This is a genomic window from Exiguobacterium sp. s57 (assembly GCF_018617685.1).
In the GTDB taxonomy this organism is placed as follows: domain Bacteria; phylum Bacillota; class Bacilli; order Exiguobacteriales; family Exiguobacteriaceae; genus Exiguobacterium; species Exiguobacterium marinum.
Genome location: NZ_JACSKR010000001.1, coordinates 492384 through 507112, shown reverse-complemented (window position 1 = coordinate 507112; position 14729 = coordinate 492384). Strand labels below are relative to the sequence as shown.

Genomic DNA, 14729 nt, shown 5'->3' with positions numbered 1-14729 from the left:
TTCTGACCTGTCATGAGAATTATTTGATATGTTCCTTGACCATGTCTTGCATGTGGTCAAACTCACGTTGAACGACCTCATTTGGTGGCGGCGTCATCAAGCTCACGATGTAGATGGCGAGCGCCGACAAGAAGAATGCTGGAATCATTTCATACAATGTCCCAAACGTACCGAAGAGAGAAGCGGCATAGTTCTTCCATAGAATAACGACAAAGGCTCCAGTCAACATTCCAGCAAGCGCGCCTTGACGCGTCGTTCGCTTCCAAAACAGACTGAACAAGATGAGTGGTCCAAATGAAGAACCAAAGCCTGCCCAAGCATACCCGACAAGATTTAAAATGGTGTCGTCTGCATCGAGTGCAAGAACAATCGACACGACGGAGACGAGGATGACCGTGATGCGACCGACCATGACGAGTTCACGATCTCCTGCGTCTTTACGGAAAAACTTCTGATAAAAATCTGTCGTCGCGGCACTTGACGAGACGAGCAATTGAGAGGAGATGGTCGACATGATGGCAGCAAGAAGAGCAGCCAACAATACACCAGTCACCAAATCCGGGAATAACAAATCAGATAAATTGATAAAGACGTTCTCCGGATTATCGATCGTAAGGCCTTGTTGTGTGTAATAGGCAAGACCAAACAATCCGGTCGCCATCGCCCCGACAACGGTGAAGACCATCCATGAGATTCCAATCCGACGTGCCGTCTTAATGTCCTCAATCTTTCCGATTGCCATAAAACGGACGATGATATGTGGTTGTCCGAAGTATCCGAGACCCCATGCAAATAAAGAAATGATTCCGATGAACGATAGTCCTGTCCACGGGTCAAGTAGTGCTTCATCAATGTTGCGGACCGTGTCCAAAGCATTCGAGACACCATCCGTTGATATGATTGCAATCGCAGGTACAAAGAGGAGGGCGAACAACATGATCAATCCTTGAACGAAGTCTGTCCAACTAACGGCTAAAAATCCACCAATGAATGTATACACAATAATAACGGAAGCGAGAATGATGACACCCGTCACAAATTTAATGTCGAAGACGGCATTGAAAAGACGACCGCCGGCGACGAATCCGCTTGTCGCATACAGTGTGAAAAAGATGAGCGTGACAGCTGCTGAAAAAGAACGTAACACGCCTTTTGTGTCTTTGAATCGTTTCTCAAAGAAGTCTGGGATTGTGATTGCATCGTCTGATATATATGAATAAATGCGCAATCTCGGAGCGACCAATAACCAGTTTAAATACGCGCCGATGGTCAATCCAATTACAATCCAGCCACTTGAAATCCCTGACGCATACATTGCACCAGGCAATCCCATTAAGAGCCATCCACTCATGTCTGATGCACCGGCAGATAAGGCGGCGACCCCGGGACCTAACGCCCGTCCACCCAACATGTAATCTCCGATGCTGCTTGTTCTCCGATACGCGATGATCCCAAGTAGGACCATCAGTGCCATGTACACGACGATGGACACTAAAATTCCGTTCATCAACATCCCCCCGAAAGATAATAAATATGAAAATGATTTCAGTGATTGAGTATCACTTTGTCAAAATATTGTCACAACAAGTGGGGAAATGTAAAGATGTTTTTGATAGCTGGTCTTAAATTAACGGAACGTGCAAGAGGTGAGATGATCATTGACGAGACCGGTCGCTTGTAGGTGGGCATAAACCGTTGTCGGTCCTAAAAACTTAAACCCGCGTCGTTTGAGGTCTTTACTCAATTGTTCAGATAGTTCCGTCGTTGCGGGAACATCTTCAAGTCGATCCCATGCATTGATGATAGGTTCATGATCGACGAATGACCAGATGTATGAATCAAACGAGCCAAACTCTTCCTGTATTTTGATGAACTGTTTTGCATTATTGATCGACGCCTCGATTTTTCGACGATTCCTCACGATTCCGTTATCGGATAGAAGTCTTTTCACATCCTCATCCGTAAAGCTGGCAACTCGTTGTACCTCAAAGTTAGCATAGGCCAATCGATAATTTTCTCGTTTTCGTAAAATCGTGATCCAACTCAGTCCAGCCTGCGCACTCTCAAGGGTCAAACATTCAAAATGTTTCGTATCATCGTGTATGGGCTTTCCCCATTCCTTGTCGTGGTAGCTGACGTATAACGGGTCGGTACCGCACCACGGACAGCGAAAGATTCTTTCCAAATTCATCAGCTCCTTTTATGTAAAGTGTAGCATGTCTTGGCGGTTATGCTTGCGAATCGACGGGTATACAGAGTGGGAATGGGGGACATTTAAAATGAGCGACTGGATGATTTCAGTAATCGAACAATATGGATACATAGGAATCGCGTTCATGATTTTTATTGAGAACGTATTTCCGCCAATCCCTTCTGAAGTTGTTTTATTGTTTGGCGGTTTTTTTGCTGTGAAGACGAATCTTTCAATTATACTAGTCGTCGTAGCCTCAACGACCGGAGCTATACTTGGAGCAATTCTGTTATATGGAATTGGTCTATTATTCGATGTTGAACAGATTGAGAAATGGACGAAGCGATACGGAAAGTGGTTGCGTCTTGATATAGAGGATGTCAAAAAAGCAGATGCCTGGTTTGACCGATACGGGGGATGGATGGTGTTCTTTGGGCGATTGATGCCTGTCGTCCGAAGTCTCATTTCAATACCTGCGGGGATGTCGAATATGCCGTTTTTGAAATTTTTACTCCTCAGTACTGTGGGGACAGCCATTTGGAACACGATTCTCATATTGATAGGAATGAAGGTAGGGGAGAACTGGAAAGAAATTCTCACGTATCTTGATGCTTATTCCTACACGATTTACGGTCTGTTGCTGATCGGTATGGTAGGATACCTGATCTGGCGAAAAAAACGTCAACATAAAAAGACGGTAAAAGATTAACGGAGACGATAAAACAGGCGGACCGAGTCACGGTTCGCCTGTTCACTCTTATTCTTTTTTCTTGTCCGGCAATACTTTCGTGAGTGTCCGTTCCGTCTTTTCTGCCAAATATTCTGAGAAACGGAATAAGATGATCCCGACAATAGCGGATACAAAAATATAGAGACCGACAAACAAGTTGATGGCTCCGTTCGAAAGCGCGGTAAATAATATAGAGAATTCGCCACGTGGAGCGAGCGAAAATCCGGCCTCGTTGGCCTGGATTCGTGTCAGACCGTATATTCTTCCACCGACACGACCAACAATCCACTTCGATAAGACGCCCCACACAATCAGGACGAAGAATAAGGCGTTTACGATGACACCTTCCTCTAGATTGATTGAGATGCCAAATGAGATAAAGAAGATGGGTAAAAATAAGTCGCGAACCGGTACAGTCAATCGCTTGAGCGGTCTGACGTCGTGGATGTCCGCTAACATGATTCCAGCAATGAACGCACCTAAAATTTCGGACAAGCCAAACATCATCCCGATTCCGGCGAAAAAGAGAATAAGTCCGATTAAACCGATACTAGCATCATCCTGCCTAAGTAAATGCTTAGAAAACTTTTGCTGTCTAGATACGAAGTTTGATCCAATGAACAGCAGTACCCCGAATATGAGAAATCCTGTGAATACTCTTCCGATGTCACTCATGGCCACCGGTTCCTCTTGAATAATGAAAGGTGCAATCGTTAGTAATAGCGGTGCAAAAATATCCTCGAATATGAGTAAAGCGAGAACAAAGTCTTTAATATCTTCATGTTTTTCGGAATGGCGCTCAAGTAGCTTCGCGGAGATGGAAGAACTTGTCGCATACAATACGGCGCCGATTAAAAAAGCACGAGGGAAATCCAGACCAAACAGTAAGGCAATCCCAAATGAGACACCGAACGAGAGGATGATGTCAAGGACTCCTGCTTTCCATACTTTACGCATCCGTTTCCATAGCTGACGTAGGGGAAACTTAAGACCAAGAAAGAAAAACAAGAGGACGATTCCGATTTCACCCGCGACTTTGAATACCTCGTTTCCATCCCAGAAAAATCCAACGCCTACCCCGATGGCGATAAACGCCAAAATGCTAGGGAAGTATAGGCGTTCAATCAGAAGGCTGAATACGGAAATCAGAGTGAGCGACAATCCGAGCAACACGATGATGTTTAATCCATCCATAAGTCATCTCCTTTAACGATGGGTTTCACTGTTTGCTTGATTCCACTGATACTCCATCCCTACGGATTCAGGTCTTGAGTAATCAAAGCCGAACTGTCGATATAATCCATCTGCAGGGATATCCGCAATCAGACTGATGATGGCTGTTTCGTCTGCTTCAGTTAAAATCCAATCCATCATATGCTCCATAATCAACTTTCCGAGACCGAGTCCTTGGCATTCAGGGTCTACGACAATATCAACTAAATGAAAGACCATTCCGCCGTCACCTACGACACGCCCCATCCCCACAATCTCGTCATCTAAGTATAAACAGATCCCAAAAAGCGTATTCTTAAGTCCTTTGACCGTACTTTCATCAGACCGACGAGGCATTCCTGCCTTGACGCGCAACGCTTGATGCTGTTCCGGTGTTGGCGTTTCGACCTTTACTGTGACTTCATTGACCATACTAAAATCCCCCTCAACACAAGTTAATTTTACTTTCCCGATATATTGAATGAGTAAACCTTGATTTCTAAAAACGGCTGTCTGCATAATGAGAGAGGAGATAGGGGGAATAGCAGATGTTAAACGGTCAATCACTCTTGCCGGCGATACGGGACATGCGTGATTTAGAACGCTTTTTATCAAGTGATCTCGAATTAGGCGTGTTATTGGAAATTCATATGAGTCGATTAGAATCCATCTTTAAATTACTGGGGAGCCATCACAAAAAGGTATTCATTCATATGGATCTGATACAAGGAATGAAAGCGGATGAATTCGCGACTGAATATATATGTCAAACATATAAACCGTTTGGCATTATCTCGACGAAAGGAAACGTAATCGTGAAGGCGAAGCAAAAAGGTGTCGTGACTGTACAACGCTTGTTTTTAATTGATTCACTCTCACTTGAAAAGAGTATTCGTCATATTGAACGTTCGAAACCGGACTATATCGAAGTATTACCTGGAATTGTGCCGAAATATATACAGCGTGTTCATGAAAAGACAGGCATTCCGGTATTCGCAGGCGGCCTAATCGAGACAGCGGAAGAAGTTCAAGCAGCTCTTGATGCGGGAGCGAGTGTTGTTACGACCTCAAATCGAAAACTATGGTCCGACTAATCAGGATTTGGGTATACAGTCCTTTAGGAGGGATGAATGATGAAAGACGTGATGATTGTGACAGGTGTTAGTCAAGGCATTGGTTATGCGATTGCACAAACTTTCGTAAATCAGTATGAAGTGATTGGGCTAGACATTGGAGAAGACCCAAACGTTGAAGGTATACATTTTTATCAGGTTGACCTCGGTGACAAGTCTGAACTCAAGCGTGTCTTCGAAGAGATTTATAACCAATTTGGTCGAGCCCATGTCTTGATTAATAATGGAGGCATCGCTTCACTGATCAACCCGATTGATGAACTCGAGATTGACACGTTTAAACGAGTCATCGATGTCAATTTAGTCGGGACATTTAGTTGTTCAAAATACTTTTTAGAACTGAATAAAGATGAGTCGTACGGAAGAATCGTCAATATGGCTTCAACAAGAGCATCGCAAAACGAACCTCACTGGGATGCATATGGGGCTTCAAAAGGTGGAATCGTCAGTCTAACGTACTCACTAGCCATCTCATTGAGCGACCGACCGATTACAGTAAATGCGATCAGCCCGGGGTGGATTCACACGTCTGATGAGTCGTTACGTGAGATCGATCATGAACAACATCCATCGGGTCGGGTCGGTGAACCGGAAGATATCGTCCGTGCGGTGCGCTATTTGATTGACCGACAAAATGATTTTGTGAATGGACAAAACCTCATTGTTGATGGTGGTATGACGAAGAAGATGATATATGAAGAGTGATGAGACTTTTCACCTAATACCACTTTGTTTTTTAGGTTAATTATGCCTAATTTCGGGTAATAGATATTGGAGCTTTTATCCGAAAAAAGGGGGTACATGATATGAACCCGCTCATAGAAGAGGCCATTCGCTTTTCGTCTATACGTCACGGAGGACAGGATTGTAATGGTTCATCCATTCCATATTTGTCTCATCCCTTTTCGGTTGCTTTGCTACTCGAAACAGATCAACAACCACCGGCTGTCGTTGTAGCAGGTCTACTCCATGATGTGATAGAGAAGACCAATACGGAACCGCACGAAATTTTATCAAAGTTTGGTCCTGATGTACTTCGCCTCGTTCTTGCGGTCTCAGAGGGAATTCGAGACTTGACCTGGGAACAACGAAAGCAAATGACCCTTCAACGCCTGTCAACGCTTCAATTCGATGAAGTTGCTCTGTTCGTGGCGGACAAGCTACATAATCTCCGTTCCATTCGCTATGATTTAGAAATGGAAGGGATGAAGGTGTGGCAACGCTTCGAACGTCCGATGAGAGACCAATCTTGGTATTATCATGAGTTGTTGTTAGCGCTTGAACCATTTCGGAGCTCGACGGATTTGATTGGTTTATATGAACAAGAACTTCATTTGTTATTTTATGGTGAGAAGAATGCGAAGGATCGAAAAGTAAGACAATTACTCGAATCGATTGTCATTAATTTCGATGAGGACATCTGGATCCAGGAAGTGGCACCGCTTTGCCAGACCGCGTATGAATTAAGAGAAATCGTTGGACGTGGGACATGTGATGAAGAAGAAGTTGCACGTTTCAGACAGCAACTGTACCAATCCGGTTGGCCGGAACTTTCGTCACCATCAACGCTTGCTGGCTTGAAGGAACTCAGTTATCGCACTGCACTTGATGTGAAGGATTTAGTCATTCTCATGCGTCACTCGATTGTCAACTAGATTTGTTCATGCTATAGTCAAATGGAAGTTAAAAAGGGGAGTAGCGACCACATATGTGGTCGATGGGTCGTCATTACAGTGCGTCTGCACTCGGTCCATCGAGCTTTTACAAGTACGCAAGACCTTTTTATGGGCGTTTTTGTCGTCCATAAAAAGGTCTTTTTTGTTTATCCAAGGAGGAGAAAAAAATGGTATTTGTTTATTTTTTATTAGCTGCGGCTATTACGGTCTTTGCCGCGATTAAATTATCCACTTACGCCGATGTCATGACAGAGAAGTCGAAAATGGGTGGGATGCTCATCGGAACCGTCCTATTGGCAGGGGCGACGTCGTTACCTGAAGTGACGACGAGTATTTCGGCCGTCATGATTAATAACCCCGATATCGCGATTGGGAATATGCTCGGGTCCAACTTATTCAATATTTTCATCTTGGCGATGTTCGACTTATATTTCCGTCAAAAACAACTGTTTAACTATGCGAGCCGGGACCATTTATATACGGCAGGGCTCGGCTTATTATTGACCTTCACGACATTGGTTGCTTTGATCGTCCGTGTTGATATGACGTTCATCGGAATCGGAATCGACGCGCTCTTTATTGCCATTCTCTATGCAATTGGAATTTACTATATCGGTAAGCAGCCGAAAGATCCGGTCGCTGAACAAGAAGTGGAGGAAGAAGTTGTCGTCAGTAAATATGAAGACATCACGTTAAAACGGGCAGTCGTTGGTTTTCTGATTGCTGCTATCATGATTATGGCAGCAGGTACAGCCCTATCGATCACAGGGGATCAGATTGCCGTCGTCACGGGACTCGGTTCAAGTTTTGTCGGAAGCTTTTTAATCGCCGCATCAACATCGTTACCAGAAGCAGTCGCTGTCTTCATGGCACTTAAACTTCGAAACGTAAACTTAGCGTTCGGTTCGATTCTCGGTAGCAATATTTTTAACATGCTCATCATCGCTATGTCAGATGTATTCTATCGCAACGGTTCGATTCTGGCAGATGTCTCGACGTCTCATCTCGTCTCTGCGGTCGGAATCACGATTCTGTCCATCCTTGTTATGTATAGTGTGCTCCGTCAAAATGTCACGTCGAAAGTTCGGTATGCGATACCCTCACTACTCGTCTTAGTCGTTTATTTTGTTTCTTCCTATTTGATTTTCATCGGATGATTTTGTAGCATCAGCCTCGTGCTGATGCTTTTTCTGTTGGCATGCGAATCCGTTCCATCGGGTATAAGGGAAGGGAGAGGAGGGGTGGCGATGCAAATGCATAAAGTAGAAGCACGTCAAGCGTATACGATTTTAATTCCTGCCTATAACCCTGATGGTGCACTCGTCACACTCGTTGAGAAGTTGAGAGCAAATGGATTTTTATCGATTATCGTCGTCGATGACGGTAGCGGTGCTTCAGCACAATCGACCTTTGATGCAGTGACACCTTTAGTTGATCAAGTATTGACCCATGATCAGAATCAAGGGAAAGGGGCTGCTTTGAAGACAGGATTACAATATATTGTAAATACGTATCCTGATCGTTTAGGGGTCATCACAGTCGATGCCGATGGACAGCACCTGCCTGAAGATGTTGTCAACGTATATGAGGAAGGTGTGAATAAGCCACACCATCTCATCATGGGATGTCGTGATTTTAGTGGGGAGGAGATTCCGTTTCGAAGTCGATTTGGGAATCAGGCGACACGGCTCGTTATGTTGATTGGGAGCGGATTAAAACTGAAAGATACACAGACCGGGTTACGTGCCATCCCGATGCGATACGCGAGACAATTATTGGACATTCCGGGAAGTCGATACGAGTTTGAGATGAATATGCTCACGTTCACAAAACGGCTACAGGTGCCCATTCAACAAACGACCATTCAGACGGTTTACGAGAACGAAAATGATTCATCTCATTTCAGACCGGTACTCGACTCGATTTTAATTTACCGGATGTTTTTGATGTATTCAATATCGTCAGTCGCTTCGTTCCTTGTCGATGTTGGAGTATATGCAGTCTTCATCTATTTATTATCCCCGTACTTCGATACAGCCCATGTCATCGTTGCAACGGTACTCGCACGAGTCATTTCCTCTTTATTCAATTATTTTGTCAATCGGAAAGTAGTCTTCCATTCGAAGGCACGTCGATCACTTTCCAAGTATTTTGGACTCGTCGTTCTCCAGATGGCGATCTCGGCACTATTGGTTTATCTTCTGTTTCTCCTATTTAGACAAGGAGAAGTCGTCTTGAAAATTATCGTGGATAGCTTTCTCTTTTTCATCAGTTATTATGTTCAAAAACGATGGATTTTTAAAAAATAACCGGTCATGATTTCATGACCGGTTTAATATGCGAGCGTTCCCATTTTGACGGACGTATAGCGATGTAACTCTTTCGGATTCGTAATACTTGTCTTTTGCATCATATCACGCATGAGTAAGGCGCATACGCGAGCATCTTCCGCGGCATCATGGTGAAGAAATGGTACATTCAAATACTCGGCCATCGTGTTCAACTTGTGGTTTGGTAACCCGGGATATAGTTTGCGTGACAGTTTGACGGTGCAGCCGTACTCGATTGTAGGGAAATCGAATAAATCATATTTCACAATCGCCTTTCTCAAGGCACCCATATCAAATGAGGCGTTATGTGCGATGACGAGGTCCACTTCCCGTAAAATCGGGTAAAGAGAGGAAAGTACTTCCGGTAATGCCGGCGCATCCCAGACGTCACTCGGACGAATACCATGAACGCGGACGTTGCGCATATCGAATTCTTCTTCCGGGTTGACGAGTCGTTGATCGGTTTCGACGACTTCTCCATTCTCAAGAATGCTCCATCCGACAGAACAGATGCTGCGACTGTCGCGGTTCGCGGTTTCGACATCGAGAGCGAAAATTGAATATTGCATGGTCCACCTTCTTTCTAAGCAATAAAAAAAGTCTAACAGAAAGTTAGACGAATGTCGTGTTTAGGCAGCGACGAGTGTACGGCAAGCTTCCGAACAACGCTCACACGCTTTCGCACAAGCCTGACAATGGTCATGCAGGTGGCGGCCACATTCGACGGCACATGTGTCGCATATTTGGGCACATAGAGAGAGAATTGGTTTAGAAAAAGCGGAGTCTGACTCTAAGGCGTTCAAAGCTAGCGTGCAAATGTCAGAACATTCCCTAGTTAGTCGGATGCATTCGGTGAACATGTGTAAATCCTCTTCTTGTAAACTTTTTGAGAAACAGTGATTGCAAGCGCGTAAACATTCAATCACGCTCGTCAATGTCTCTTCTACGGATGTGCGTTCCATCGGAAGTCCCCCTTGTATGAAAAGTCTATCTACCATTACCCGTTCACTAAGGGGTTGAATCGCGTCATGCCAATAAAAAAGTCACACCTCATCCGAGATGTGACAAATTAATGGAGCATAGGGGGCTCGAACCCCTGACCTCTACGCTGCCAGCGTAGCGCTCTCCCAGCTGAGCTAATGCCCCGTTCGAAATCATTATATCATCCTAGTATTCGCTATGGCAATTCCCTTTTGCAATTTAGGTTTATAAAATTGAAAGCGTGGGAATTTCATGTTAGACGTTATATTAAGAAAGCAGGTGTGCTTCATGGAAATGATTCTTTTGGCACTCTTACCGGCACTCATGTGGGGAAGTATTCCGCTCATCGTGTCGAAGGTGGGAGGCAAACCGATTCAGCAATTGATCGGAACGACCATCGGGGCGATGATCATGGCGGCAGTGATTGCCCTCGTCTTCCGACCGGAGTTCACGACACTCGCCATCGTGACCGGGTTTATCTCAGGGGCGTTTTGGGCGCTCGGTCAATACTTACAGTTTCAATCATTCCAAATCTTAAGTGTCTCGAAGGCGATGCCAATCAGTACGGGCATGCAGCTCGTCGGGACGTCTCTCTTTGGAGTCATCGTTCTCGGAGACTGGCAGACGACGACGGAGCTATGGTTAGGGTTCTCGGCGCTCGTCTTGATCATCATCGGGGCGACGATGACTTCGTATCAACAGAAAAAAGACAAAGATAGTGCCGGCGCCTTGAAAAAGGGACTACTCGTCCTCTTCGTTTCAAGTATCGGTTACGTCACGTATGCCGTTTTGACGAACTATTTTGGAGTAGAGGGAATCACGGCAATCCTTCCACAATCCGTCGGGATGTTCATCACAGCACTTCTCTTCAGTCTTCGTGAGAAAGACGTCAAGAAACTGGATCCGCGTACGTTCAAAAACATCTTGGCGGGGCTTGCCTGGGGGATCGGGAACTTCGGACTTTTCGTTTCAAGCGGAGAAGTCGGGATCGCGACCTCGTTCGCCTTATCTCAATTGAACGTCGTTGTGGCGACACTCGGTGGTATCTATCTATTGAAAGAAGAGAAGACGACAAAAGAACGTGTCTTTGTCTTTATGGGAATCGGTTTGATTGTCGTCGCTGGATTTATGCTTGGGATTGCCAAGAGTTAAATCGGGTTTGAAGGAACAAGTTAGTCAGAGGAATTAATAATCTTCCGTTCCATCCGAGATTGAACAAAAATAAGGACGATTCGACCGACGTTTTCGGGACAATCGTCCTTTTTCCTTTGTAAGGCAGCATAAGTAAAGTTGTCTCTGCTTGAATAAGGCCCATCAACTAAATGTCTAGTGGTGTGAGAGTTCAGAAATGAAATCACACCCTTCTTTTCTATTGACTTATAAGTTACTAACTTGTACAATATGTTACAGTTACGTAACGTTAAGAGGTGAAGAAATGAATAAAACGCAAATCAATATTGTGAACATCGCAATTGATGTTCTTTCAAGAAACGAAAGCGCATCGATGGAAACGATTGCGGAACAGGCGAATGTGAGTCGAATGACGATTCACCGTTATTTCAAGAGTCGCGAACGGTTGTTTTCTTCCATACATGAGGTGTTGATTGAAAGGACATTAGTCATTTTCAATGAGTCGATGGACAAATTTGAGGATCCGCTTGTGCAGATGGAATCGATTATTAGAACAAATGCGGGAAATCATGGATTCCATCTTTTATTCCGTGAGCACGGGAATCATGAAGAGCATGACCCGGAAACGTGCAAGTTTTCGAAGGTCAACGAAGTGCTGTATGCATTGATCGGACGATTGAGAGACGCAGGGCATATTAATTCTTCTATTCCAGATGCCTGGGTGTTCCATATGTATGACGGAGTGCTGTTGATGGCTTGGGAGGCATTGCACAACGGGACAGTGGCTCCGAGAGAAATCCCAGATCTTGCATGGAATACATTTAAGAAGGGATTGTTGTCATGAGTTTTGATGAGGAATATTTACAGAATAAAATGCACTGGACAAGGCCAGATGAGCGGATTATTGAATGGCTTGAAGGTGTACCAACAGGTCGTGCGCTTGATCTCGGTGCCGGGGAAGGTGGCAATAGTTTTTGGTTAGCGCAACAGGGATGGAGCGTGACGAGTGTCGATTTTTCTCCGGTGGCTGTTCAGTTCATCGAGCAACATTCTCGTGAAAAGGGATATTCGATAGAGACGGAAGTAGCAGATGCACTTAAATACAAGGGGGAAGGGAAATTTGATTTGATTCTTCTCTCATTTATGCATTTTTCGAAAGAGGAGCGGGGTACGCTTTTCTCAAGATTAGAAAAACAGCTTGAAGAAGGCGGTCTGCTCGTCTATCTTGGGTTGATCAAAACTGAGGAAGAGCTTCCACCAGGAGGACTCTTGGATGAATTTCCATCATCTGAGAAAGTGGTGGAGGAAATGAAGTCTCTTCCTTCGCTCGTCGTCTTAAATCTAGGAGATCAGGTGAGAGAACTACCGATAGGGATTGCTGAAGGTACATATGTAGCGAAAACGGCAAGTGTGATCGTTAGAAAGGAGAGAGGACACGTTGGAACAATATGAAGTGATTGTAATAGGGGGCGGAGCTGCTGGCTTAAGTTCAGCGCTTGTGTTTGGACGATCAAAGCGGAAAGTTCTCGTATTGGATGCCAATACCGCACGGAACCGTGTGACGCATGCATCGCACGGGTATTTGACACGAGACGGTGTGAAGCCTGAATTATTTAAGTCGATCGGTTTAGGCGAAATCAAGGCATATCCGACAGTAACCTATGTTGAAACCAAGGTTACGGCACTTGAAAAAATAGAGGGCATTTTTACCGTTCAGACCGATAATGGGGATAGCTTTGCCAGCCCGCGTGTCATTGTAGCAGCGGGGATAAAAGAAAAACTGCCGGCAATCAAAGGACTACAGAACGTATACGGCTCAACGGTTTTTCCATGTCCTTATTGTGATGGTTGGGAGCGAAAAGATGAACCTTTGGCGATTTTTGGAAACGAGCCCTGGCTTATTCACTACGTTAAATTGATTTATAACTGGAGTCAGGATCTAATCGTTTTTACAAACGGTGCTGCAACGCTTTCGGAAGAAGATCGGAAAGATTTACTAGGGCACGGTGTGGAGCTTGTGGAAGAGGCGATTGATGAACTTATTTCAACCGAGGGTCAACTACAAAAGGTCGTTATGACGTCAGGAGAGACGTAACATCGAACTGGTGGGTTTATCATGGATACAGGCGAATATCAGGCGTTTTCTCTAGACCACTTTGGCATCGATTATACAGACATGGGGGGAGTCAAAACTGAAGAAGGATCGCAAACGACTGTGAAGGGACTATATGTGATCGGAGACACAAAGAATGTGTTTTCTGGATTGCTAAAGGCTGCGAGTGATGGGTATGAAGTCGCAGCTGAAATTAACCATGAAATGGCGATGGAAGATTGGGAACGAGGTGGAGTAACATGACGGAACGAATCTACGATACACATTATCAAGAACAACATTATTTCGGGAATCCATACCCTGGACTCATGGCATTCTTTAAGGCGTATGAACCGAAAGGGCATGTCTTAGATGTAGGATGCGGACAAGGAAGAGACTCATTGTTTTTAGGAAGGTTAAGGTATACGGTGACAGGCGTCGATATCTCCACTGTCGGGCTCGCACAAATGAATCAAGTCGCCCGTGACGAGCAGTTGAAAGTGACCGGAAAAATAGGAGATGTTTACACATACCCGATAGATGAGGAATACGATATTGTCCTGTTAGATTCAATGTTGCATTTTTATAAAAGGGATATTGAGGAAGAAACAAAACTGCTCCAACGTATTGCTGTGGAGCTGAAGAACGGTGGGGTGTTGGCCATTTTTATGCAGCAAGGCCAAAAAAGGGAAGCATACTTGAAGCGCGTGCTCGATGAGTTGGAAATCGATTGGGAAATACTTGATGACCGCTATACAGACTATCCGGAATTCAATGCGCGCTACCATATGTATATCTTGAAAAAGGGCAGTTGAGGGAGTAGGTAAACTATTATTTGAACGACCCCCGCCTAAGCTTTGCTTTAAGGTGGGGGATCCCCGAATGATCCGACCTATTGATTGAAATCTGGTCAGGCTACCCCGTCTTCTCAACGGTTGAACAAGCAGTGATTCTTTCAGCCTTATACTAAGTTCCACACTTTACCATATCGATTACTTTTTCAACTTGAATTGTTTGATCCGCCACATCATCGACGTCATAAACGCTGCCCATCCACCGAGTACAAGGATATAAATTGCCAAGAAAAACACAAATGCTCCATAGTCTTCGAGCTCTTCGAATGGATTCTGAATAATCATCGGTTCGGATAGTATGCCGATCACCATCAATGGAATGAAAAATAGAAAGAAACGTTTCCAAAAGTAGTGTTTGTACGTTTGTGACACAGTCTGTTCCATAATCGTATCTCCTCA

The 14729-nt window shown here is 44.6% G+C and carries 19 protein-coding genes and 1 tRNA gene; 12 read left to right on the top strand and 8 right to left on the bottom strand.

From position 1 onward, the window contains the following. Positions 1-19: 19 nt before the first annotated feature. Together putP and KNO98_RS02610 are read right to left on the bottom strand one after the other, a co-directional pair. Positions 20-1507, bottom strand: coding sequence for a sodium/proline symporter PutP (gene putP, locus KNO98_RS02615; protein ID WP_214698778.1), 1488 nt, complete (start codon positions 1505-1507; stop codon positions 20-22). Positions 1508-1627: 120 nt separating this feature from the next. Then, on the bottom strand, positions 1628-2191 hold the full coding sequence (locus KNO98_RS02610) for a DNA-3-methyladenine glycosylase I (protein WP_214698776.1): 564 nt from the start codon (positions 2189-2191) through the stop codon (positions 1628-1630). An 88-nt stretch (positions 2192-2279) separates the two neighbouring features. Between KNO98_RS02610 and KNO98_RS02605 the strand changes: the two genes are divergently transcribed. Next, positions 2280-2900 carry a DedA family protein gene (locus KNO98_RS02605; protein ID WP_214698774.1) on the top strand — a complete coding sequence of 207 codons (621 nt, stop codon included), beginning with the start codon at positions 2280-2282 and terminating at the stop codon, positions 2898-2900. Positions 2901-2948: 48 nt separating this feature from the next. On the opposite strand, the gene KNO98_RS02600 is transcribed toward KNO98_RS02605, so the two are convergent. Further along, positions 2949-4115 carry a cation:proton antiporter gene (locus KNO98_RS02600; protein WP_214698767.1) on the bottom strand — a complete coding sequence of 389 codons (1167 nt, stop codon included), beginning with the start codon at positions 4113-4115 and terminating at the stop codon, positions 2949-2951. Between the two features lie 12 nt (positions 4116-4127). Next, entirely contained in the window at positions 4128-4565 is a 438-nt protein-coding gene (locus KNO98_RS02595) for a GNAT family N-acetyltransferase (protein ID WP_214698765.1), read from the bottom strand. A gap of 116 nt (positions 4566-4681) precedes the next feature. Between KNO98_RS02595 and KNO98_RS02590 the strand changes: the two genes are divergently transcribed. The 5 genes from KNO98_RS02590 to KNO98_RS02570 all read left to right on the top strand — a co-directional run bounded on the left by KNO98_RS02590 (position 4682) and on the right by KNO98_RS02570 (position 9251). Beyond that, the gene (locus tag KNO98_RS02590) at positions 4682-5227 is read left to right on the top strand and encodes a glycerol-3-phosphate responsive antiterminator (protein ID WP_214698763.1); all 546 of its coding nucleotides are present in this window, start codon (positions 4682-4684) and stop codon (positions 5225-5227) included. Positions 5228-5266: 39 nt separating this feature from the next. After that, complete coding sequence (locus tag KNO98_RS02585; protein ID WP_353047722.1) at positions 5267-5971, top strand: SDR family NAD(P)-dependent oxidoreductase; 705 nt, start codon at positions 5267-5269, stop codon at positions 5969-5971. A gap of 101 nt (positions 5972-6072) precedes the next feature. Beyond that, positions 6073-6921, top strand: a complete 849-nt coding sequence (locus KNO98_RS02580; RefSeq protein WP_214698759.1) for an HD domain-containing protein — start codon at positions 6073-6075, stop codon at positions 6919-6921. A 188-nt stretch (positions 6922-7109) separates the two neighbouring features. Next, entirely contained in the window at positions 7110-8099 is a 990-nt protein-coding gene (locus KNO98_RS02575; protein ID WP_214698757.1) for a sodium:calcium antiporter, read from the top strand. A 90-nt stretch (positions 8100-8189) separates the two neighbouring features. Next, the gene (locus KNO98_RS02570) at positions 8190-9251 is read left to right on the top strand and encodes a bifunctional glycosyltransferase family 2/GtrA family protein (RefSeq protein ID WP_214698755.1); all 1062 of its coding nucleotides are present in this window, start codon (positions 8190-8192) and stop codon (positions 9249-9251) included. Positions 9252-9274: 23 nt separating this feature from the next. On the opposite strand, the gene KNO98_RS02565 is transcribed toward KNO98_RS02570, so the two are convergent. From KNO98_RS02565 to KNO98_RS02555, 3 genes are all read right to left on the bottom strand, one after another. Next, positions 9275-9841 (bottom strand): 3'-5' exonuclease, encoded by a 567-nt coding sequence (locus tag KNO98_RS02565; RefSeq protein ID WP_214698754.1) that lies wholly within the window; start codon positions 9839-9841, stop codon positions 9275-9277. Between the two features lie 60 nt (positions 9842-9901). Further along, the gene (locus tag KNO98_RS02560) at positions 9902-10234 is read right to left on the bottom strand and encodes a four-helix bundle copper-binding protein (protein ID WP_084483592.1); all 333 of its coding nucleotides are present in this window, start codon (positions 10232-10234) and stop codon (positions 9902-9904) included. A 111-nt stretch (positions 10235-10345) separates the two neighbouring features. Further along, positions 10346-10418, bottom strand: a tRNA-Ala gene (locus KNO98_RS02555). Between the two features lie 123 nt (positions 10419-10541). On the opposite strand from KNO98_RS02555, the gene KNO98_RS02550 reads away from it, so the two are divergent. The 6 genes from KNO98_RS02550 (at position 10542) to KNO98_RS02525 (ending at position 14291) form a co-directional block, all read left to right on the top strand. Then, on the top strand, positions 10542-11405 hold the full coding sequence (locus KNO98_RS02550; protein WP_214698747.1) for a GRP family sugar transporter: 864 nt from the start codon (positions 10542-10544) through the stop codon (positions 11403-11405). Positions 11406-11688: 283 nt separating this feature from the next. Continuing rightward, entirely contained in the window at positions 11689-12228 is a 540-nt protein-coding gene (locus KNO98_RS02545; protein WP_214698745.1) for a TetR/AcrR family transcriptional regulator, read from the top strand. Beyond that, positions 12225-12836, top strand: coding sequence for an SAM-dependent methyltransferase (locus KNO98_RS02540; RefSeq protein ID WP_214698743.1), 612 nt, complete (start codon positions 12225-12227; stop codon positions 12834-12836). The genes KNO98_RS02545 and KNO98_RS02540 overlap by 4 nt, the downstream gene beginning before the upstream one ends. Continuing rightward, a complete protein-coding gene (locus KNO98_RS02535) occupies positions 12823-13479 on the top strand; it encodes an NAD(P)/FAD-dependent oxidoreductase (protein ID WP_214698742.1) in 657 nt (218 codons plus the stop codon). The genes KNO98_RS02540 and KNO98_RS02535 overlap by 14 nt, the downstream gene beginning before the upstream one ends. Positions 13480-13500: 21 nt before the next feature. Continuing rightward, positions 13501-13740 carry a hypothetical protein gene (locus tag KNO98_RS02530; RefSeq protein ID WP_214698740.1) on the top strand — a complete coding sequence of 80 codons (240 nt, stop codon included), beginning with the start codon at positions 13501-13503 and terminating at the stop codon, positions 13738-13740. After that, positions 13737-14291, top strand: a complete 555-nt coding sequence (locus tag KNO98_RS02525) for a class I SAM-dependent methyltransferase (RefSeq protein WP_214698738.1) — start codon at positions 13737-13739, stop codon at positions 14289-14291. The genes KNO98_RS02530 and KNO98_RS02525 overlap by 4 nt, the downstream gene beginning before the upstream one ends. A gap of 177 nt (positions 14292-14468) precedes the next feature. On the opposite strand, the gene KNO98_RS02520 is transcribed toward KNO98_RS02525, so the two are convergent. Then, complete coding sequence (locus KNO98_RS02520) at positions 14469-14714, bottom strand: hypothetical protein (protein ID WP_214698736.1); 246 nt, start codon at positions 14712-14714, stop codon at positions 14469-14471. Between the last annotated feature and the right edge of the window lie 15 nt (positions 14715-14729).